This is a genomic window from Rhodoflexus caldus, from assembly GCF_021206925.1.
Classification (GTDB): domain Bacteria; phylum Bacteroidota; class Bacteroidia; order Cytophagales; family Thermoflexibacteraceae; genus Rhodoflexus; species Rhodoflexus caldus.
On sequence record NZ_JAJPRF010000020.1, the window covers coordinates 38,008 to 57,779 of the forward strand.

General features: G+C 47.5%; 19 protein-coding genes. 8 read left to right on the forward strand and 11 right to left on the reverse strand.

Annotated features, from left to right (window positions below):
- Positions 1–20: 20 nt before the first annotated feature.
- Together NDK19_RS15565 and NDK19_RS15570 are read right to left on the reverse strand one after the other, a co-directional pair.
- On the reverse strand, positions 21–635 hold the full coding sequence (locus NDK19_RS15565) for an IMPACT family protein (RefSeq protein WP_250632828.1): 615 nt from the start codon (positions 633–635) through the stop codon (positions 21–23).
- Positions 632–1,054: a hypothetical protein gene (locus NDK19_RS15570; protein WP_250632829.1), complete on the reverse strand. Its 423-nt coding sequence runs from the start codon at positions 1,052–1,054 to the stop codon at positions 632–634. Before NDK19_RS15570 ends, NDK19_RS15565 begins: the two co-directional genes overlap by 4 nt.
- Before the next feature lie 123 nt (positions 1,055–1,177).
- Between NDK19_RS15570 and crtD the strand changes: the two genes are divergently transcribed.
- From crtD to NDK19_RS15585, 3 genes are all read left to right on the forward strand, one after another.
- Positions 1,178–2,680 (forward strand): 1-hydroxycarotenoid 3,4-desaturase CrtD, encoded by a 1,503-nt coding sequence (gene crtD, locus NDK19_RS15575; protein ID WP_250632830.1) that lies wholly within the window; start codon positions 1,178–1,180, stop codon positions 2,678–2,680.
- A gap of 186 nt (positions 2,681–2,866) precedes the next feature.
- Positions 2,867–4,132: a type IX secretion system plug protein gene (locus tag NDK19_RS15580; protein ID WP_250632831.1), complete on the forward strand. Its 1,266-nt coding sequence runs from the start codon at positions 2,867–2,869 to the stop codon at positions 4,130–4,132.
- Between the two features lie 2 nt (positions 4,133–4,134).
- Positions 4,135–4,626, forward strand: coding sequence for a RidA family protein (locus tag NDK19_RS15585; RefSeq protein WP_250632832.1), 492 nt, complete (start codon positions 4,135–4,137; stop codon positions 4,624–4,626).
- A gap of 95 nt (positions 4,627–4,721) precedes the next feature.
- On the opposite strand, the gene NDK19_RS15590 is transcribed toward NDK19_RS15585, so the two are convergent.
- Both NDK19_RS15590 and NDK19_RS15595 read right to left on the reverse strand, forming a co-directional pair.
- A complete protein-coding gene (locus NDK19_RS15590; RefSeq protein WP_250632833.1) occupies positions 4,722–6,236 on the reverse strand; it encodes a RagB/SusD family nutrient uptake outer membrane protein in 1,515 nt (504 codons plus the stop codon).
- A gap of 135 nt (positions 6,237–6,371) precedes the next feature.
- Entirely contained in the window at positions 6,372–9,326 is a 2,955-nt protein-coding gene (locus tag NDK19_RS15595; RefSeq protein ID WP_250632834.1) for a SusC/RagA family TonB-linked outer membrane protein, read from the reverse strand.
- Between the two features lie 332 nt (positions 9,327–9,658).
- Here NDK19_RS15595 and NDK19_RS15600 point away from each other — a divergent pair, with 332 nt between their 5' ends.
- From NDK19_RS15600 to NDK19_RS15610, 3 genes are all read left to right on the forward strand, one after another.
- Positions 9,659–9,946, forward strand: a complete 288-nt coding sequence (locus NDK19_RS15600) for an ATP-dependent Clp protease adaptor ClpS (RefSeq protein WP_250632835.1) — start codon at positions 9,659–9,661, stop codon at positions 9,944–9,946.
- A 12-nt stretch (positions 9,947–9,958) separates the two neighbouring features.
- Positions 9,959–10,564, forward strand: a complete 606-nt coding sequence (recR, locus tag NDK19_RS15605; RefSeq protein WP_250632836.1) for a recombination mediator RecR — start codon at positions 9,959–9,961, stop codon at positions 10,562–10,564.
- Between the two features lie 65 nt (positions 10,565–10,629).
- On the forward strand, positions 10,630–11,232 hold the full coding sequence (locus tag NDK19_RS15610) for a Tll0287-like domain-containing protein (protein WP_250632837.1): 603 nt from the start codon (positions 10,630–10,632) through the stop codon (positions 11,230–11,232).
- Positions 11,233–11,253: 21 nt separating this feature from the next.
- Here the strand turns inward: NDK19_RS15610 and NDK19_RS15615 are convergent, their stop codons facing one another.
- The 5 genes from NDK19_RS15615 to NDK19_RS15635 all read right to left on the reverse strand — a co-directional run bounded on the left by NDK19_RS15615 (position 11,254) and on the right by NDK19_RS15635 (position 16,193).
- Positions 11,254–12,792 carry a YifB family Mg chelatase-like AAA ATPase gene (locus NDK19_RS15615; protein WP_250632838.1) on the reverse strand — a complete coding sequence of 513 codons (1,539 nt, stop codon included), beginning with the start codon at positions 12,790–12,792 and terminating at the stop codon, positions 11,254–11,256.
- Between the two features lie 12 nt (positions 12,793–12,804).
- Entirely contained in the window at positions 12,805–14,601 is a 1,797-nt protein-coding gene (locus NDK19_RS15620) for an ABC transporter substrate-binding protein (protein WP_250632839.1), read from the reverse strand.
- 123 nt (positions 14,602–14,724) lie between these two features.
- Complete coding sequence (locus NDK19_RS15625; protein WP_250632840.1) at positions 14,725–15,489, reverse strand: exodeoxyribonuclease III; 765 nt, start codon at positions 15,487–15,489, stop codon at positions 14,725–14,727.
- A gap of 3 nt (positions 15,490–15,492) precedes the next feature.
- Complete coding sequence (locus NDK19_RS15630; RefSeq protein ID WP_250632841.1) at positions 15,493–15,849, reverse strand: hypothetical protein; 357 nt, start codon at positions 15,847–15,849, stop codon at positions 15,493–15,495.
- Positions 15,846–16,193 carry a carboxymuconolactone decarboxylase family protein gene (locus NDK19_RS15635; RefSeq protein ID WP_250632842.1) on the reverse strand — a complete coding sequence of 116 codons (348 nt, stop codon included), beginning with the start codon at positions 16,191–16,193 and terminating at the stop codon, positions 15,846–15,848. Before NDK19_RS15635 ends, NDK19_RS15630 begins: the two co-directional genes overlap by 4 nt.
- 39 nt (positions 16,194–16,232) lie before the next feature.
- On the opposite strand from NDK19_RS15635, the gene NDK19_RS15640 reads away from it, so the two are divergent.
- The gene (locus tag NDK19_RS15640; protein ID WP_250632843.1) at positions 16,233–16,928 is read left to right on the forward strand and encodes a ComF family protein; all 696 of its coding nucleotides are present in this window, start codon (positions 16,233–16,235) and stop codon (positions 16,926–16,928) included.
- Between the two features lie 198 nt (positions 16,929–17,126).
- On the opposite strand, the gene NDK19_RS15645 is transcribed toward NDK19_RS15640, so the two are convergent.
- Together NDK19_RS15645 and NDK19_RS15650 are read right to left on the reverse strand one after the other, a co-directional pair.
- Positions 17,127–17,864, reverse strand: coding sequence for a 3'-5' exonuclease (locus NDK19_RS15645; RefSeq protein WP_250632844.1), 738 nt, complete (start codon positions 17,862–17,864; stop codon positions 17,127–17,129).
- 73 nt (positions 17,865–17,937) lie between these two features.
- The gene (locus NDK19_RS15650; RefSeq protein ID WP_250632845.1) at positions 17,938–18,348 is read right to left on the reverse strand and encodes a hypothetical protein; all 411 of its coding nucleotides are present in this window, start codon (positions 18,346–18,348) and stop codon (positions 17,938–17,940) included.
- Positions 18,349–18,378: 30 nt separating this feature from the next.
- On the opposite strand from NDK19_RS15650, the gene NDK19_RS15655 reads away from it, so the two are divergent.
- On the forward strand, positions 18,379–19,449 hold the full coding sequence (locus NDK19_RS15655; protein WP_250632846.1) for an anhydro-N-acetylmuramic acid kinase: 1,071 nt from the start codon (positions 18,379–18,381) through the stop codon (positions 19,447–19,449).
- Positions 19,450–19,772: the final 323 nt, after the last annotated feature.

Here is a 19,772-nt window from a genome sequence, read left to right on the forward strand (position 1 = left end):
TTTATGCCAAGAGGTTCAACTTAAACGGTTTCTACGACAAAATCAATGTAGTGCAACGGTTGGAGCGCCGCCTCAAAAACAGGTAGTTCACCGAGCTTCACCCGAAAGCTAAGGTGCTGGATTTCAGGATTAGCGGTGTTTTCCTCAAATAGCGGCTGTTGTTTTTGCTTTTTAGCAATGGTCATTACTTCGTTTAGGTGTGCAAAAGGCACTTTAACGGTAACTTTTGCGGTCAAATAACGCTCTTTCAATACTGCCTCATTCAATACGCCCGCGGCTGCGGTTTTGTATGCCTGCACAAGTCCTGCTGCTCCCAATTTCGTGCCACCGTAGTAGCGCACCACTACAACCAACGTATTTTGAACACCCTTTGCCCTGATTTGGTTCTGAATGGGCAAACCTGCTGTGCCCGAAGGCTCACCGTCATCGCTTTGGCGGGTAGTTGCCTTCGGATAGCCTACCGTATAAGCGTAGCAATGATGCGTAGCATCGTAATATTTTTTGCGCAGTTCGGTCAATTTTTGTTTGGCTTCATCTTCCGACTCAACGGGAAAAGCATAGGCAAGAAATCTGCTGCCTTTTTCTTTAAACTGAAATTCGGCAGCGCTTTGCAAAACGTAGTACGTATCGTTCATGGTTTCGGTTGCAGGTAGGATGCATTCCAAAAGTAAGTCCCTTCGGGACGCAACTTGTCGGCAGAAAAAAAGTCGTAGATACCCTCAAAAGTCTTTTGCGAAGGGTTCAAGCTGTTTTCCGTGATGTGAATTTGCCCGGGTTTTAACTCAAAAAACAATTTGTTCGTATCGCTGCTGCCCGAAAGTTCGGTAGAGACGTAGAAATTTTCTTTGTAGCGCTCTGCTTTGCCGCTGATATAACGAGTCTGGCGGTTGCGTTTGGAAATAATCTGAAAAGCAATGTTCCCGCGTTTCAATAGTGCCACTTCCATGATATTTCCCGAGCTGTAATAAAGCCCCTCACGCGGTTTACTTGCGCACGCAGTCATCACAATCAGCAGCCACAGGCAGGCAATGCGCTGCAAAACAGGTAATTTCATAAGCAAATTTACGCCAAAACAGCCGTAAACCGATGGGCTCATGCAACAGATAAATCAAACTTTGCCGCCAAAAATCAGTTGTTTTTGGCATAGCTTTACCGTCAATTTTATCAGGCTTTGGGCATGAAAGCAGTAGTTATCGGTTCGGGGATTGCAGGTATCGGAGCGGCCATTCGCCTGCAATGCATGGGCTTTGAAACGGAAGTATTTGAAGCCAACACCTACACGGGCGGCAAACTGTCGGAAATTGTGCAGGATGGCTACCGCTTTGATGCGGGGCCTTCGCTCTTTACGCTGCCCGAAATGGTAACGGACTTGTTCCGATTGGCAGGCGAACACCCCGACGAACATTTTCCCTACGTTCGCTTAGACGTTATCACACACTACTTTTTTGAAGACGGTACGTTTTTGCGTGCCTTTGCCGACCCGCAACGCTATGCTGCAGAAATTACCGAAAAATTAAACACAGACGGACAAAAAGTATTGCGTTTTTTGGAAAGCAGCCGCGAAAAATACGAGCTCACCGCCGATATTTTCCTGAAAAGTACTCTGCATCGCCTCAATGCATTCACGCGCCCGCAAGCTATCGGCAAAGTGGCAAAAGCCGTTGCGCAAATAGGCAAGTTAGACCTGTTCCGCACCATGAATGCTGCCAACGAAGCCATGTTACAGCATCCCCAATTGGTGCAGTTGTTCAACCGCTATGCCACCTACAACGGCTCTAATCCTTACCAAACGCCTGCCACGCTCAATATCATTCCGCATTTGGAACACGGCATAGGCGCGTTTTTCCCAAAAGGCGGCATGCACGAAATCAGCCAAAGTTTGGTGCGGCTGGCACAGCGCAAAGGGGTAAAGTTTCATCTGCAAAGTCCTGTCAGCCAAATTATTACCAAGCAAAGCAACGGCAAAAAAACGGCAACGGGCATCATCGTAAACGGGCAAACCGTAGAAGCCGATATTGTGGTTTGCAATATGGACGTTACCAATGCCTACCGCCGACTGCTGCCGCAGGAAAAAGCACCCGATAAAATTCTGAGTCAGCCCAAATCAAGCTCGGCACTGATTTTTTACTGGGGCATAGCGCGAAGTTTTCCGCAATTGGATTTGCACAACATTTTTTTCAGCGCCGACTATCGCACGGAGTTCGCCCATATTTTCGAGAAAAAAACCATCGGCAACGACCCGACGGTTTACATCAACATTACAAGCAAATACAAGCCCGATGATGCGCCCGAAGGCTGTGAAAATTGGTTTGTGATGATTAACGTGCCGAACAACAGCGGGCAGGATTGGGACACACTCATTGCACAAGCCCGAAAGGACATTATCGCCAAATTGAGCCGCATGTTGGGTACGGACATTGCACCGCTGATTGCCACCGAAGCCATTTTAGACCCGCGCAGCATCGAGTTGCGCACCTCTTCGGCAATGGGGGCGCTCTACGGCAACAGCAGCAACAACCGCTATGCGGCATTTTTGCGCCACGCCAATTTCTCTAATAAAATCAGCGGTTTGTACTTCTGCGGCGGCAGTGTGCATCCGGGCGGCGGCATTCCGTTGAGCCTTTGTTCGGCAAAAATTGTCGGCGATTTGGTAGCCGAAGACTTTGGCGCGAAATTGTAGGGAATTAATCACATTAGAGCGGATTTTTACCGAAGAGGTTACAAAGGCTAAATTGCGGAGTACGCAAGAAAAATGCTTGGCATAAAACTTTGCGGTAGAAGGTTTACTGCTCAACTGCTTCGTTCATAAAAAAATCCGCGTTCCCAAAAGAAAAAGCCTCTTACCGAATTAAAACCAACCCAACACATGAAATACCTCCTCTTGCTTGCGGGCTTTCTGATAGCAACTTTCACGGCTGCTTTCGCTTCGCCCGTGCTGAAAATGGAAGACCTGAACTATCAGCCCGACGTTCGCACGGTGCAACTGTATCCGCTGACGGGCAACCCGCTGCAAAGCCAACTGCTGCCGCCCGTTGTGCCCAAAGGCGGGCAACTCATCCTGACTTTTGACAAATTGACCAACGAAATAGAACGCTTAGCGGTCAAAATCATCAACTGCAATGCCGATTGGACTATCTCGCAATTGAGCCCCGTTGAATATTTGCAGGGCTACAACGAATTTTTCATCACCGACCGCCAATTGTCGTTCAACACCAAAGTAAACTTTGTTCACTATCGCTTTGAAGTACCGCAGGTGCAGGTTTCGGGCAACTACGTGCTGGTTGTTTACGAAGAAGGCAACGAGCGCAACCTGTTTTTGTCGCGGCGATTTATGGTGTACGAGTCGTCGGTCAGTATCAGCGCATCGGTAAAAAATCCCGTAGGGGTAGAAGAAGCCTTTCGCAACCAACAAGTTGATTTCAGTATCGGCTACGGTTCATTGCAGCAGGCAGGCAACCCGCAACAACAAATACAAGTCATGGTGCGGCAAAATTTCCGTTGGGACAATATGATGCGACAACTGCAACCCACGTTCGTTCGCGACTATGAGCGCATATTGCAGTATGACAATTTTACGGCAGACCGTCAGTTTAAAGGAGGCAATGAGTTTCGCGTATTCAATACAACCAATATGAACACGCGATTGCTGAACGTAGGACAAATTAACCTGCGGCCGCATTTGAACGAAGTTTTCATCATGCCCGACCAAAGCCGCAACGGATGGGCTTACAACCGCATGTTCCCCGACCAAAACGGCCGATTTATGATTGCCACTGTACAAGTCAGCCGCGACCCGGGAACGGAAGCCGACTACGCCGAAGTCGTTTTCACCTTGAAAAGCCATGAATTGCCCGAAGGGAAGGTGTTTATCAGCGGCGGCTTTTCCGATTGGCGGCTCGATGAAGCCTTTGAGATGAAATACTATCCCGCGCAGGAAGTCTATCAGGGCGTTGTATTGCTCAAACAAGGTATTTATGACTACCAATATTCGCTGTTGCGCAAAGACGGCAAACGAGACGATGTTTTTCTGGAAGGCAGCCACGGACAAACTCAAAATAATTACGAAATATTTGTTTATTTCCGCCCGTTCGGCGCACGAACAGATTTTCTGGTAGGTTATAAACTGTTGTAACGATGAAAAAACTCTCGCTTTTTCCTGTTTTACTGCTACTGGCTTTTGCCTGCAAGCCGCCTGTCGGCATGGTTAAAAGATACGACAACAATCCGTCCTCTCCTATCTTGCAGGGAGTAGAAGTTCCGGCAGGCAAACGCTGGATTCACACCAGCGGGATTGTTGCCGCCATCGCCGACAGCAGTGCCGCCCCGGGCAGCCGCCAACGCTTCGGCGATACGTACACGCAGAGCATCAGCATTATGAAGCGTATTGAAGGCATTCTCAAACAAGGCGGCATGACACTGAATGATGTCGTTTTTCTGCGGGTATATGTTGCCCCTGACCCCCAGAAAGGCAATCAACCCGACTACAACGGCTGGTTTGAAGCTTACAAACTGTTTTTCAATAACCCGCAAAATCCTGTAAAAGTAGCTCGTAGCACATTAGGGGTGCAGTCATTAGTAACACCCGATTATCTGATTGAAATTGAGGCGATTGCAGTGGAAAAGTAATCATACGGACTGCCCTTATCACCATTGAGTCAAAAAAAGAGCTGCCCCGCATTTGGGACAGCTCTTTTTAATAGATTCACTTCAAACCTGACCGATTAGTAGCCGGGGTTTTGAGTAAGTTTTGGATTAGCATCAATCTGAGCCTGTGGAATAGGGAACAGGTTGCGGATAGGCTGGCTCGCAGGCTTGTTTGTCCACGCATTGGTAAAGCGGTTGTGGCGAATCAAGTCTGTACGGCGAGTAGCCTCCCAACCTAATTCTGTTGAGCGCTCACGCAGGATTTGTGCACGGAATGTATCGCGGTTAAAACCTGCTACAGAAAGCGGACGAGCAGGGCTGATAGAACGGTTGCGCACCTGATTGACCAAATTGACAGCCTCAGCAGTCGGGCCGTTCAGTTCGTTCAGGGCTTCAGCCTTCATCAGCAGCACATCGGCATAGCGGAAGATGAAGTAGTCGTTACCTGCATCACCGCCATTTTGAGCAGGGTCAATCTGCCATTTCAATACGCGCACACCTGCACCCTCTGAGGCATTTACCAGCGGTACATCGCGAGTGAATATCAGCGGGTTGCCGCTGCGGTCAAAAGCAGGCTGTCCTGTCAAAAAGTTAATGGCACGACCTTCCTGCAAGATGTTGCGACGCACATCGCCGGGTTCGCTAAATTGGTCAATAAACTCGGCGATGGTACAGAAACCGTTCCATGGTGATTGCGGCAACTGGTTGTAGTGGAAGTTCCGCATAGTGAACGTCAGACCTAAACCGCCTTGATTAACGTTGCCAATCAAGAAAATTGCTTCGGGTGAGTTTTCGTTATTGACAGCAAAGTTGTCAAAATAGTTGTTTGCCAAACGGTAAACATTGCTGTTAATTACCGCATCGCAAGCAGCAATACAATCTTGCCAACGCGCTGTTCCTGTATAAACCTGTGCATTCAGGTACATTCTGGCAAGCAGGGTATTGGCAGCACCTTTGGTGGCACGTCCCAAATTAGGGCCGGTTGCAGTAGCAGGCAAATCGGCTACAGCCTCACGCAGTTCTTTCTCGATGAAGTTAAACACTTCCTGACGACTATTGCGGGCAGGAGGATTGGCAGCATCCACCGTAGGTGTAGTTACAATAGGCACTCCGCCGAAGAAATCCATCAATTGGAAGTAGAAATAGGCACGCAGGAATCTTGCTTCTGCATTGAAGGCCTTTTTCAGGTTGTCGTTTACCGAAGAGCGGCTCAGGTTGTCGATAAACACATTGGCACGTGCAACACCTGTATAAGCATCAATCCATGCTCCGTTGAGCATTGGGTGTGTTTTATCCCATGTGTGCGTGTGCAATTGTGCCCAAACACCACCATCACCCCAGTCGCCACCACGCTGAGGTACCATTGTTTCATCAGAGGTATGCTGTGAAATGTTGTAGTAATTCCACAGATATGAACGCAATTGTGCGTATATCGGAATCAGCGTTGATAACGCCTGTGCATCGTTCTGGAAAAACGTTTCAGGCACAATTTGGCTGAATACGTCTTCATCCAGATTCGTACAACCGGAGTAAACCAGCGTGGAACATGCCATCGCTCCGGCCACGAAATACTTTGTTATTTTGCTCTTCATTGTCATATGAACAGAGTTTAGTTTCAATTTACAATTTTTTGTTCAAAAAGGTTGTTTGAACGCATGCTTATTTTTTTTGTTATAGCAGCCACTTTGTCAAGCACTTACAGGGGGCGGCGGCTATTGCAATCTTGTTTAGAAACCTACATTGAGGCCGAACATCACGGTGCGTGCACGAGGATAGTTCGCATAGTCATAGCCGGGGAACGCAGCAGCTACTTCTGGATCTAAACCTGTGTATTTGGTAATCAGGAACAGGTTTTGTCCGGTAGCATATACGCGCAGATTGCTCAACCATTTCACACTGCTGATGTCAAAATTGTAGCCGACAGTAGCATTTTGCAAACGAAGGAATGAACCGTCTTCAATCCAACGGCTGGAATACTTAGGTGTTTCTGTCAGGTTCGTACCGTCATTTAAGGCATCACGCAACATGTTGATATTAGTGAACACGTTGTTTTTCACAGTGTACTCCAATGCAGTGTTGTTAAACACTTCCATTCCTTGTACGCCTTGCAAGAAGAAGCTGAAATCCAGACGCTTATAACGGAAACTGTTGTTGATGCCGTAAGTGAAGCGTGGATTAGGATTGCCTAAAACCTGACGAGGGCCTAAGATTTGTACGCCGTTTTCAATGCGCACCAATGTAGGGCCGTACCATGAGTTGGCAGGCAGCCCCGGCGCAATTACCTGTGTGTTTACACCGGACTGACCGGCACCTGAAGCATTGGCGCGGAAAATAGAGTCTGCGCTACCCGCAAGGCTCACTACTTTGTTTTGTATGTATGCAAAGTTGGCAGAAACATCCCAACGGAAATCACCTTTATCTACGGCAGTGTAGTTAGCTGAAAACTCGATACCCTTGTTTTGTACTTCACCGGCATTACCCAAAATAGTAGGTACTACTGCGGGTTGAGGCACGGCGAACTCCAACAACAGGTCGGTAGTGCGCTTAACGAAGTAGTCGATGCTACCGGTCAGGCGGTTATCCAAGAAGCCGTAATCTACACCTATGTTTAACTGAGAAGTTTCTTCCCATTTCAGGTTCGGGTTGGGGTTCTGTGTCAAAGCCACACCTGTTTGAGGTATGCCACCAATGATGGCGCGCAGTCCCGGGTCGGCGTTGAAGATGGTCAGCGAACGACGATTACCGATTTCCTGACTACCGGTGATACCATAGCTCACGCGCACTTTCAGGTCGGTTATCGCGTCAATGCCTTTCATGAAGTTCTCTTCCACAATACGCCATGCTACTGAAGCTGACGGGAAGTTACCCCACTTGTTATTGGCACCGAAGCGGGAAGAACCATCGCGACGGAAAGTAGCAGTAAACAGATACTTGCCGGCGATGTCATAGTTGGCACGTGCATAGAATGAAATCAGTTTGTTATTTTCTTTGAATGAGAATGGAGGAATACCTGCCAAAACAGTTGAATTACCTGCACCTAAGTTGTTGGCTCCAAATGCGTCAGTGATGAAGTCGCGGCCGGCAGCACCAAAACCTTCACGGTTGAAAATTTGATAGTCATAACCGGCAATAACATTCAGGTTGTGGTTGTCCAGCAGATTTTTCTGATAGCTCAGGTAAGACTCGAAGCGTTCAAAACCAAAATCGTTTTGGCGAATCGCTGCTTCACCGCCAAACGGCAAACCGGCAGGGTTGCTGCGTGGTACATAGACCTTACGGGTAGAAAGGTTGCGGTCTGTACTTACGGCAATGCGGGCTTTCAGTCCTTGAATAATTTCGTAGGTAGCACCCAAGTTGGCAAAAATACGGTTGGTAACTACGTTATCGCTCAACTGAGTAGCCAATGCAACCGGGTTACGAATAGACGGAGAAGGATACTCGAAGAAACTGCCGTCCGGTCTTCTAACGGGGAAAGTAGGGTTCATTTTCATTACGTTGGTAAACAGACCGCCCTCAAAACCACCTGTGGCAGAATAAGGCACCAATTGGTCATTTACCTGAGAACCCATCAGTTGCAGTTCCAGATTGAGTTTGTCATTAATCGCCTTATGGTTTACGTTGATACGACCGGAAACGCGGGTCATACCGGAGTTAATCACCATACCCTCTTGGTTGAAATAGTTCACGGAAGCGCGATACTGTGTTTTGGCTGTACCACCGCCAAAAGAAAGGTCATGGTTATGTACCATTGCCGTACGCAATACTTCGCGCTGCCAATCGGTATCGGCATTGCCTAAGTCGTTGTTCAGGCGGTTAGATTGCACAAACTGACGATACTCAGCCGCATTGAGCAAAGGCAAATATTTAGAAGGCGTATTGAAACCTACGTAAGTATCGTAGTTGAGTGTTCCTCTGCCTTCTTTGCCTTTTTTAGTAGTAATGATGATAACACCGTTAGCACCGCGTGAACCGTAGATAGCAGCCGCAGAAGCATCTTTCAATACATCTATGGATTCAATATCGTTCGGGTTCAACGAGTTCAGCGGGTTACGCGGAGGAGCTGCGCCCAAGTTTGCACCGCCGGGAGTTACCGTTCCGTTATCGATAGGTACACCGTCAATTACGTACAAGGGCAGGTTACTTGCGTTAATGGATGTACCCCCACGGATACGCACGTTAGGGTTAGCACCGGGGTCGCCGTTGGCAGAAGTAATTACTACACCCGCTGCACGGCCTTGTAGTAATTGTTCAGGAGATACAATGGCACCCGGGTTAAAATCCTTAGCCTTTACAGAGGTCATAGAGCCGGTGATATCGCGCTTCTTTTGCTCACCGTAACCAACTACGACAACCTCGCTCAGGGCTTTCACATCAACTGCCAGCTTAACGTCTATATTGTCTTTGCCGGCCACATTTACTTCCTGTGAGATAAAGCCCACATAAGAAAATACCAAAACCGGATTGTCTCCGGAAACATTCAGGCTGAAATTACCTTCTACGTCGGTAATTGTACCCGTATTAGTGCCTTTCAGGGTAACGTTTACGCCGGGTAGCGGGCTACCGTCTTCCTCTGACGTAACCTTACCCTTGACCGTACGGTTCTGCGCATAAAGCATCCCCGCACAAAACATCAGCAAAATTGCCAATGTCATTTTCAGTAAAGAGTTCACTTTCATGTTCATGTGAATTGCTGTTTGTAATTAGATAGAAATTTATCAACCTTTTGCCTGCAAGGCAGCTACAGAACTGCAACATTGCAAGCATAACGGATGCAATAACTTGTACAATTAAAATAATTTGGGAGACAAAAAACTCCTCTTAAAATCAAAAAACGATGACTTTAAAGGAGTTAGCAGGCGTGGCAGTAGAATGAGCAGTAACAGTGGCTGGTTTCCATTTTCATAATAGCGTTAGTTTAAATTACAGGTGATGGCAAATATAACAGAAAAAGAATATGTCAAACAAGTATCAGGTTTTTTTTATCTTTGTCAGTGGAAAGCTAAATTCATTACAAATGCAACCTTGGGAAGATAATTCGGTTGAAATCCTTGAAATTGAAGTGCCGAACGAGAAGTTGGTGGATGCTCATGACCTTGTTGTTTTCAATGATGATGTAAACACGTTCGAGTTTGTGATTCAAACCCTGATAGATGTTTGCAAGCATACGCCGGAACAAGCCGAGCAATGCACACTCATCATTCATTACAAGGGGAAATGCAGCGTGAAAAAAGGCAGTTTTGACGAGTTGCGACCCATGCGCGATGCCATTACGGACAGAGGTATAGGTGCTGCCATTGTGTAAACTATCTGCCTGATGAACTATCCGTCAAAGTTGGTTGAAGATGCAGTTGCCGAAATATCCAAACTGCCCGGTATCGGTAAAAAAACTGCCCTTCGGCTGGCACTCCACCTGCTGAAACAGGAAGAAAAATACAGCACGCAACTGGCAGAAGCCATTGTAAAACTACGCACGCAAACCACCTACTGCCAATCCTGCCATCATATTTCGGAGTCGGCTTTTTGTCATATATGTTCGGACAATCGCCGAGACAGAAGTATTATTTGCGTAGTGGAAGAATCGCCCGACATTTTAGCCATTGAAAATACCGGCCAATATACCGGCCTTTATCACGTATTGGGGGGGATTATTTCTCCGATTGAAGGCATCGGGCCTGCCGATTTACATATTGAATCTCTCGTAAGCCGAATTGCCGCAGGCGAGGTTAAAGAGATTATCCTCGCCATCAGTGCCACCATGGAAGGCGATACCACCGCCTTTTACCTCTCTAAAAGGCTTAAAAATTATGAAGTGAAAATTACGACACTTGCCCGCGGGTTGCCTGTCGGCAGCGAATTGGAATATACCGATGAGGTAACGCTCGGGCGCAGTATTTTGGCTCGCACTACCTACGAAACCTAAGAGAAAATTTGGCTGATTATCGGCTGTTTTTCTAACTTAGCTCTCGTAATTTATTTCAACAAGTTATGCAAAAAACATATCTGCTCACGGCACTGTTACTTTTGGGATGGGCATGCAACAGTCCTACCCAACAAACTACCGACACTGCTTCCGAAAGCGAAACCACAGCCAAAACGGCTACCGATTTTCAGGTTGCGGGCGACTCTATAGCCAACGCCGCACAAAAAGCATTTGTAGGTGCTTTGATGAAGGCTATTAATGAACAAGGAACAGCAGGTGCTGTTTCATTTTGCAATGTTCACGCACTGCCTATTGCCGACTCCTTATCGCAGCACTACAACTGCACCATCCAGCGCATTTCTGACCGCTACCGCAATCCGGCAGACAAGCCCGATGCGACAGACAGCACCGTAATTGCCGATTATCAGGCGCAAAAAACCGCAGGAACGGCACTGGCCGCCCGTTTAGTGGAGCAGGAAAATCAGGTGATTTACTACAAGCCTATCATGGTTGGTATGCCTACCTGCTTGCAATGCCACGGCGACCCTAAAAATGATATTGACGCTGCCACACTGGCCGCCATTCGCGGCAAGTACCCTGCCGATTTGGCCACAGGCTATAAACAGGGCGACCTGCGCGGCGTATGGAAAATTGCTTTCCGCAAATAAACCATGCAACAGCACTTGGCGTTAGCCTGCCCAGTTTTCGCGGTCTAAACTGCGATACTGAATAGCTTCGGCCAAGTGCTCTATTTTAATTTCCTGACTACCGGCCAAGTCAGCAATGGTGCGCGATACCTTTAAAATGCGGTCATAGGCGCGCGCAGAAAGCCCGAGTCGTTCCATTGCTGTTTTGAGTAATGTTTTACCGGGATTACTGATGCTGCATATTTCTTTGACCATCTGCGAAGGCATCATTGCATTGGAATAAATGCCTGCATATTCTTTAAATCGTTCGGTTTGTATGGCCCTTGCTTTCACTACCCTGCTGCGAATTTGTTCGCTGCTTTCAGCGGGACGCGTGCTGGTCATCTGGTCAAAGGATACAGGCGTTACTTCCACATGCAAGTCTATGCGGTCTAACAGTGGGCCGCTGACCTTGTTCAGGTAGCGCTGCACGACCCCGGGGCCGCATACGCAATCTTTTTCAGGGTGGTTGTAGTAACCACACGGACAAGGGTTCATGCTGGCAACCAACATAAAGTTTGCGGGAAAATCAACCGTAACTTTGGCGCGCGAAATAGTTACCCGACGCTCTTCCAAAGGCTGTCGCATTACTTCCAGTACCGTTCGCTTGAACTCGGGTAGTTCGTCCAAGAAAAGTACGCCATTATGAGCCAGTGAAATTTCCCCCGGTTGCGGAATACCGCCACCGCCTACCAGCGCCACATCGCTGATGGTGTGATGAGGTGCGCGAAACGGCCGCTGAGCTATCAAGCCGGCTTGCGCCCCTAACTTGCCTGCTACCGAATGAATTTTTGTTGTTTCTAAGGCTTCTTGCAGGCTCATCATGGGCAAAATAGAGGGTAGCCGTTTGGCAAGCATGGTTTTGCCTGCACCCGGAGGGCCAATCATGATAACATTATGGCCACCTGCCGCGGCTATTTCCAGTGCCCGCTTAATATTTTCCTGCCCCTGCACGTGCGAAAAATCTGCCGTATAGTGGCTTTGCTCGTGAAAGAACAACTCTCTTGTATCTTTCCGCAAAGGCTCAATTCTTTTGTCGCCGTTGATGTGCTCAATGGCATCCAGCAAGGTTTCTACGCCAATCACATCAATATTATTGACGATGGCTGCCTCATGCGCATTTTCTTTGGGGATGATAAGCGTTTTATAGCCCTTTTTGCGCGCCTCAATGGCAATGGGCAAAACCCCTTTAATGGGGCGCAAAAGACCATCGAGCGACAGTTCGCCCATAATCAGGTAACTATCCAAATCATCTGCCCTTAGTTGCTCGGAAGCGCGAAGAATCCCGATGGCAAGTGTCAAATCGTATGCGGAACCTTCTTTGCGGAGGTCGGCAGGTGCCATATTGATGACGACCCGCTGGCGCGGCATCTTATAGCCGAAAAATTTCAGTGCAGACTCTACTCGTTGCGCACTTTCTTTAACGGCACTGTCGGGTAAACCTACCATGACAAAGCCTGTACCTTGCATGATAGTTACCTCAACAGTAATGATGGATGCATCAACGCCGAAAACAGCGCTGCCGAAAGTTTTAGCAACCATATTCTCCCGCTGTTATTTTGCTTCTTTGTTTTGAGTGTTGGTCGCTTTGGGTTTCAGATACACCTCGCTGAAATCGCGATATTGCATCGGGTTATTGGGCAGGTTTTCCACATGCTGCTGCAACAGGCGATAGCATTCGTCATACCACAGTACGATAATCGGAGCATCTTGCATCATGATGGACTCTGCCGCCTGAAAATATTTTGTTTGCTCTTCTATATTGGGGGCAGCAAGTGCTTTTTCGTAGTTTTCGTTAAACTTCGGATTGTAGTAGCGCGGGATATTCGGATAAGTATTTTCTCCTGCTTTGAAAGTGGATTGCTTGCTGTAAAACATCCACAGGAAGTTTTCAGGGCTTGGGAAGTCCGCCACCCATGAAAGGCGAATCATGGCGTAATTGCCCGATAAGCACTTGTCGGTAATATCGGAGTGCGTAACTACGTTCAGGTCAATGTCTATATTAAGCACTTCTTTGAGTTGGCGCTGCACTTCGGTTGCAACCAGCGTATGGCGCTCGCCCTCGGGGTTCAGGTCAAGCGTAATTTTGGGGAAGTTTCTACCCATCGGATAACCGGCCTTGGCGATATAGTAAAGGGCAGAATCTTTGTTGAAGTCGTAACCTTTGATTTTGTGGATGTCATACCAGCGGAACGATGGAGGCGTAAGGCCGTACAAACCTGCTTCATAGCCTTCTCCGTTCAATACTCTGTCCAAAATTTCTTTGCGGTCAATGGCAAACGAGAAGGCTTTGCGCACGTTCACGTTTTTAAATACCGGATGGATATTGAGTAATGAGTAAAATTGGGTCTGGGTTTCCGGTTCTCTTTGCAGCGTGTACTTGCTGATGCCGCCATCGGGGTCTGATTCGGCTTCTTCCAAAATTTCAATGATGTAATCGGTAGGAAGGCGATACATCATGTCCAGATTGCCTTTCTTAAACTCAAAAAATTCCGTGCGTTTTTCCCGTATAAACTGTATGTACACCCCGTCCAATAATGGCAATTGATTGCCGAAACGGTCTTTTCTGTGATAGTTCGGATTGCGTTTGAGGGTGATAGAGTTATTGTCATCAATATTTTTCAGTATGAAAGGCCCCGTACCGACTGCTTTGAACTTCATCTCGTTGCCATATTTTTCGTAGGCCTCGCGCGGGAAAATGAAACCGCCGCTGCGCGCCAGATTGGACAATAACAAAGAGTATGGCCTCTCTAAAAACAACTGAATTGTGTATTTACCAAGAACTTTGATGCCTTCTACTTCAAAGTCGGGCTTTTTCCCTCCGGCAGAGGCATTGTAGTACTCTTTTGCCCCTTTGATGATGCCGTCAAATAAGTGGAACGACTGGTTGTCGGGACTTTGTGTGCACAATTGCGTGAAGCAGTATTTCACATCTTCGGCAGTAAGCTCGCGCCCTTTGCCGCCTTCAAAAGCAGGGTCATCGTGAAAAAATACGCCCTTTTTCAGTTGGAAGGTATATATGGTTTGGGTTGGGTCTATTTCAAAGGTGTCTGCCAATGATTTTACGACCTCCATGTTGGTTTGGTCAAACTTGAAAAGCCCTTCATAGATATGATTAGCTACGCGATAAGAATATACATCAACAATAGCCGGCGGATACAATGTTTTGATATACTCGGTTTCATTGATACGCAAAACGCCGCCATAGAATCGGCCGCCCTTGGCTTCACGAGGGCCGGAAGGTTCTTCCTGCCGCTGTGAAGGGGAGCAGCCGTATAAAGCTATGAATGCTGATACATAAAGAACAAACCTCAACAGGTATGATGCTTTATCCGAGAGCTTATTTCGCATAGTTAATAGTAATTGGTTTGGCATACACACGAATCACTAATATTTGAGAACGGAAACACGGGCAATTTATTACGCTTGCTATATTAAACATAAAAAATCACTGTGCCAACAATAGCAGATGACTCAGAGATTAATTTTTACTGAAACAGGACAATGGTCGGAGTGCATCGCTTCTTGCAAAATATCGCAATCGGCAATGCGAGGCCGAAGTGCGGTATCGGCTACCCAGTAGTCAATTCGCCAACCTAAGTTTTTGGCGCGCGAGTTGGCTCGTGTGCTCCACCATGTGTAGCGATGCGGCTCGTTGTGGAATTGGCGAAACAAATCAACAAAACCGTCATTGAACAGGCAGTCCATCCATGCGCGCTCTTCGGGAAGAAAACCCGAGCTTTTCTTGTTAGACACAGGATTGTGGATATCAATGGGGCGGTGTGCAATGTTGAAATCCCCGCCAATCAACAGGCCGCTTTGGCGCTGCTTCAAATCCTGCAAATAGCCTTTGAAGTCGTCTAACCACTCGTATTTGAACTGCTGCCGCACCTCTCCCGTTGTGCCGGAGGGCATGTAAACATTCAGGATGGAAAAGTCGGGCAAATCAAACTTTATTACTCTTCCTTCTGCATCATACTTCGGATGCCCCATACCGTAGGTAACGGCAACAGGCGCTATTTTGGAAAAAACAGCTACTCCACTGTACCCTTTCTTCTCCGCTTCGTGCCAATACGGGCTGTATCCCATATCGGCAAAAGGGGCTAAATCAACCTGATTGGGGGAGGCTTTTACCTCTTGCAAACACAGAATATCGGGCTGTTCCTTTGCCAGCCATCCAAGAAAATCTTTTTTGATGGCCGAACGAATACCATTGACGTTGTAGGTAATTATCTTCATGGGTTATGCTTCGGGAAATACTTCCTTGCGGAAATATTCAATAATGTGTTGTTTGAGCAGTTCCTCCTGCAATTTTAAGTTGAGGAAGGGCAATTTGGCGGTGGGTTTCCAGTGCGGCCAGCCGTCTTTGTCAGTCCCTTCCAGCTCATAAAATCCGGCATAGCTCAATACTTTGCAAACGGCAATGTGCATCAGGTCTTGTTTTTCTTCTTTACTGAAGTTGCGCACACCCTGCCCCAATTCCTGAATACCAATCAGAAAAAGCACACCGTTGAGGTCAGGCTTTTTGCCGAAGTGAACTTTCAGTCGCTCCAAAAGTTCTTCCCATTCTTGCTTAATGGAAATCTCGTCGGGAATCATGAGGCTTGCTGCTTAAACTCATCCAGATATTCTACCGCGCGGCGCAGGTGCGGAATAACGATGCTGCCGCCCACCAATAAGGCTATGGAAAAAACTTCCTCTATCTCTTCGGGGCTGAGCCCGGCCTCTACGCACTTGCCGATGTGATATTTGATGCAGTCGTCGCAACGGAGCACCATGGAACTTGCCAGTCCAATCATTTCTTTGGTGCGCACGTCCAAACGACCGGGCGCATAGGCATTTGTATCTAAATTGAAAAACCGCTTGATAACCAGATTGTCCGAACTCAAAATGCGCTCGTTCATGCGGCTGCGATATTCGTTGAATTCTTCAATTTTTCCCATGTGAACAATAAATTTACCTTAAAAGTAAGCCAAAGGAACATGTTACTTGCGCAATTGTGGAGTGATTTTATACAATTAGCTTTCCCCAATACTTGCGGAGGCTGTAAATCTGCCCTGTTGGCCGATGAAGACATGGTTTGCACAAGTTGTCGGCTTAATTTCCCTTTAACACATTTTCATCAAATGCCTGCCAATAACCCGATGTTTGACAAATTCAAAGGGCGGCTGCCGATTGTTCATGCGTCTGCTTTTATGCACTTTTCAGATGACGGCATTGTGCAATCACTCGCGCATGAGGTCAAATACAAAGGAGCTTGCGAATTAGGCGTTCAATTGGGCAGATGGTACGGATACCACCTGTCGGCAACCGATATAGGCCATCGGTTTGACTGCCTTGTACCTGTTCCGTTGCACCGCGAGCGGCAAAAACGACGCGGATATAATCAGTCGGCATGTTTTGCCCGAGGCATTAGCGAAATTACAGGGATTCCGCTGCGCGAGGACTTGGTTTTTCGCAGCAAAGCGACCCTGTCGCAGGTGCGAATGGAACGCGAGCAGCGCGTGGCCAATACCGCCGATGCCTTTCGGTTGTTTGCCGATGCTTCAACCCAAAACCTCAAAATCCTTATTGTGGACGATGTAGTTACCACAGGTGCAACCATAGAGGCTTGCGCTGCGCCGCTCATCAAAGGTGGCTGCGAGACAATCGGCGTGCTGGCATTGGCAAACGTATAATTTCTCAAACGGTTGCGCCAATTATGCAAAATCGCAACTTGTTTGCCAAAAATGTTTTATATAAATTATTGAAAAACAGCTATTTAAAACCCAACAGGTTTCTAAAACTTGTCGGGTCTGTGTATAAAACACATTCAGGGGCTTCAACTATGCAAGCGAAGATTCCCGCCAAAATTTAGATAACGGCATTTTAAACACTTACGATAGCTCAATGATATTTTCAGGCGCAAGACTTGGGTAGCAGCGCATCGCCAGATAGACCTGTGCGGTAACTTTTACGTCGCTGCGGCAATAGGCAGCGATGCGCTCATAATCGCCGTCGCGGTAGAATACGTCGTGTACCATGCTGCCGTCTATGTTGTCTTTGCCCGTAGGGATGCCAAAAAGAGTTGCCAGCAATTTGAGCGAAGTCAAATAGCGTTTGTCGCCGTATTGCCACATTTCCATCGTATCCAAATGCACAATTTCCCACGGCTTTTGGTCGGCAATGTTGAGGATGGCAGGCGGCATGATGCGGTTAATCAACATGCGGCGGCACAGGTAAGGATAGTCAAAATGTTTGCCGTTGTGTGCCACAAGCCGCGTGCGCTTGTTGAAGCGGTTTTCCAGCAGGTATTTGAAATCGTGCAACAGTTGCGCCTCATCGGTGCCCGAAAAGGACTTGACGCGGAGGCTCAACTGTTGTTCATCGTTGAGGTAAAAATAGCCCGCCGCAATGCAAATAATTTTCCCGAACTCTGCCGAAAGTGCAGCCCGTTGTTTGTAAAGAATGTCGGGGTTTTGCTGTGGGTCTAAACGGTTCGCCCGCTTTGTCCAAAGTGCCTGCATCGCTTCGTCTAACAAGTCCAAGTCGGGTTGTACCGAAACGGTTTCAATGTCTATGAACAGCAGGTTTTTCAGTTCGCGGAAAATCTGCGCCGGAGTAAGCGGATTCATATGATAGGCGATGTTGGAAATTTGCGGCTTAATCTACTGAAAAAAATCCGCGTTCCGCAAAAGCCGACAGGCATTAATGATGCAGAATACCTTTCAGTTCCAACTGCGGAATGTACACCAAATTTTCACTGATGATACTTTCCGGTACGAAAATGAATTTCTTATCGTAAATCTGCCCGTTTACGTAGTAGCTCACCCAGTATTCGTTGAACAGGTGAAAAACCGAAGGGTCTATGAGTTCAATTTGCATGTGCTGCCCTGCCGCAATTGTTCCCAAATACTGCCGCAATACAGAGGTGCGCTGCTGCTCCTGTTTTTGCTCTTTTTCGCTGTATCCTTTGGACACAACCATTACATTGTCTATGTCAAACGCATTCGTATTCAGCAGATAAACCGCCCACTCGGGCGTTTCTGCTGTTGCATCTTTGCAGGCAACCGCTACGCGAATTCCTTCTACGGTTGGGAATACAATATCTTTTTTCATAGTTTGACAAAAATAAATGATTAGCCCGATATGCAAAACAGCATCTACGCACTTGGCATGATGTCCGGAACGTCCTTAGACGGTCTTGATTTGGCATTGGTTGAATTTTGGCAGGATGCCCGATGGCATTTTCGCCTGCACGCAGCAACTACCGTTCCTTACAGCGATGAATGGAAAGCCGTTTTGAGCGATTTGGAAAACCGTTCTGCCTTTGACTATGCCCGTGCCGATATGGAACTGGGGCACTATTTCGGCGAACAGGCGCGACAATTCATTGCGGCGCAAGCTGTTCAACCGCTGTTCATCGCTTCGCACGGGCACACGATTTTCCACCAGCCACCCATTCGGCTGACCACGCAAATAGGGCATGGGGCGGCACTGTCGGCTGCCTCGGGCTACCCCGTCATTTGCGACTTCCGCACGCTGGATGTTGCTTTGGGCGGGCAGGGTGCGCCGCTCGTCCCCATCGGCGACCGCCTGCTCTTCGCCGATTATGATTTCTGCGTCAATCTGGGCGGCATCTCCAACTTTTCGGTAGAACATCAAGGCAAACGCATTTCCTACGATGTGGCATTTACAAACATGTTGTTTAATTATCTGACAAAAAAGTTGGGACTTGACTACGACAAGGGCGGCGAAACAGCCCGCCGCGGCAACTGTCTGCCCGACTTACTGGCGCAATTCAATGCAGACCCGTATTTGCAGCAACCTTTCCCCAAATCGCTGGGCAAGGAAACTTTTATTTCGTACTACGTGCCGCTGATAGAAGCAAGCGGCGCTTCCGTCCCTGATTTGCTTTGTACGGCAGTGCATTATTCAGTCTTCCAATTGGCTGAAAATATTCGGCAGTTCAACCGCGTCAAGCCGAAAGTATTGCTCACGGGCGGTGGAGCTTTCAATACTTTTTTTGTGGAACTGCTGCAAAAGCAACTGCCCGAAGCGGAAATCGTTATCCCCGATGCAGATATTATTGCTTTCAAAGAGGCCATTGTCTTTGCCTTTTTGGGTGTGCTGCGCTACTTGGGACAACCCAATTGCTTGGCTTCGGTTACGGGCGCAACAGCAGACAATTGCGGCGGTGCTGTCTGGGGAAAGTTGTAGGTGAAGGCGGATATGTGGCTGGTAACGCGGGTTTGTTACACTCTTTGTGTTCTCTGTGGTAAATATTTGTGCCCTTTGCGGTAAACAATAAACCGTAATATACGCGGAGTCTCAAATGCAAAGAACACAGAGTAGCATTGAAAAAGAACTACAAAAAAGCACAAGTGGTTTGCAAAAAAATATTTTGTGTGTAAATCCATGAAAACAGCTATTTAAAGAGGCTGTCCAAAAAGTCTGGATAGCCTCTAATTAATTGATTATCTTTGCTTTGCAAGCAGTATATAAGTGCATGGGCAAAGTAGTCTTTAAGCAGCGACCGGGCA

What these genes read in the sequence shown, in the direction of transcription:
- NDK19_RS15565 (WP_250632828.1), bottom strand. Translation starts at nt 635, where the DNA reads ATGAACGATACGTACTACGTTTTGCAAAGCGCTGCCGAATTTCAGTTT.
- NDK19_RS15570 (WP_250632829.1), bottom strand. Translation starts at nt 1,054, where the DNA reads ATGAAATTACCTGTTTTGCAGCGCATTGCCTGCCTGTGGCTGCTGATT.
- crtD (WP_250632830.1), top strand. Translation starts at nt 1,178, where the DNA reads ATGAAAGCAGTAGTTATCGGTTCGGGGATTGCAGGTATCGGAGCGGCC.
- NDK19_RS15580 (WP_250632831.1), top strand. Translation starts at nt 2,867, where the DNA reads ATGAAATACCTCCTCTTGCTTGCGGGCTTTCTGATAGCAACTTTCACG.
- NDK19_RS15585 (WP_250632832.1), top strand. Translation starts at nt 4,135, where the DNA reads ATGAAAAAACTCTCGCTTTTTCCTGTTTTACTGCTACTGGCTTTTGCC.
- NDK19_RS15590 (WP_250632833.1), bottom strand. Translation starts at nt 6,236, where the DNA reads ATGAAGAGCAAAATAACAAAGTATTTCGTGGCCGGAGCGATGGCATGT.
- NDK19_RS15595 (WP_250632834.1), bottom strand. Translation starts at nt 9,326, where the DNA reads ATGAACATGAAAGTGAACTCTTTACTGAAAATGACATTGGCAATTTTG.
- NDK19_RS15600 (WP_250632835.1), top strand. Translation starts at nt 9,659, where the DNA reads ATGCAACCTTGGGAAGATAATTCGGTTGAAATCCTTGAAATTGAAGTG.
- recR (WP_250632836.1), top strand. Translation starts at nt 9,959, where the DNA reads ATGAACTATCCGTCAAAGTTGGTTGAAGATGCAGTTGCCGAAATATCC.
- NDK19_RS15610 (WP_250632837.1), top strand. Translation starts at nt 10,630, where the DNA reads ATGCAAAAAACATATCTGCTCACGGCACTGTTACTTTTGGGATGGGCA.
- NDK19_RS15615 (WP_250632838.1), bottom strand. Translation starts at nt 12,792, where the DNA reads ATGGTTGCTAAAACTTTCGGCAGCGCTGTTTTCGGCGTTGATGCATCC.
- NDK19_RS15620 (WP_250632839.1), bottom strand. Translation starts at nt 14,601, where the DNA reads ATGCGAAATAAGCTCTCGGATAAAGCATCATACCTGTTGAGGTTTGTT.
- NDK19_RS15625 (WP_250632840.1), bottom strand. Translation starts at nt 15,489, where the DNA reads ATGAAGATAATTACCTACAACGTCAATGGTATTCGTTCGGCCATCAAA.
- NDK19_RS15630 (WP_250632841.1), bottom strand. Translation starts at nt 15,849, where the DNA reads ATGATTCCCGACGAGATTTCCATTAAGCAAGAATGGGAAGAACTTTTG.
- NDK19_RS15635 (WP_250632842.1), bottom strand. Translation starts at nt 16,193, where the DNA reads ATGGGAAAAATTGAAGAATTCAACGAATATCGCAGCCGCATGAACGAG.
- NDK19_RS15640 (WP_250632843.1), top strand. Translation starts at nt 16,233, where the DNA reads ATGTTACTTGCGCAATTGTGGAGTGATTTTATACAATTAGCTTTCCCC.
- NDK19_RS15645 (WP_250632844.1), bottom strand. Translation starts at nt 17,864, where the DNA reads ATGAATCCGCTTACTCCGGCGCAGATTTTCCGCGAACTGAAAAACCTG.
- NDK19_RS15650 (WP_250632845.1), bottom strand. Translation starts at nt 18,348, where the DNA reads ATGAAAAAAGATATTGTATTCCCAACCGTAGAAGGAATTCGCGTAGCG.
- NDK19_RS15655 (WP_250632846.1), top strand. Translation starts at nt 18,379, where the DNA reads ATGCAAAACAGCATCTACGCACTTGGCATGATGTCCGGAACGTCCTTA.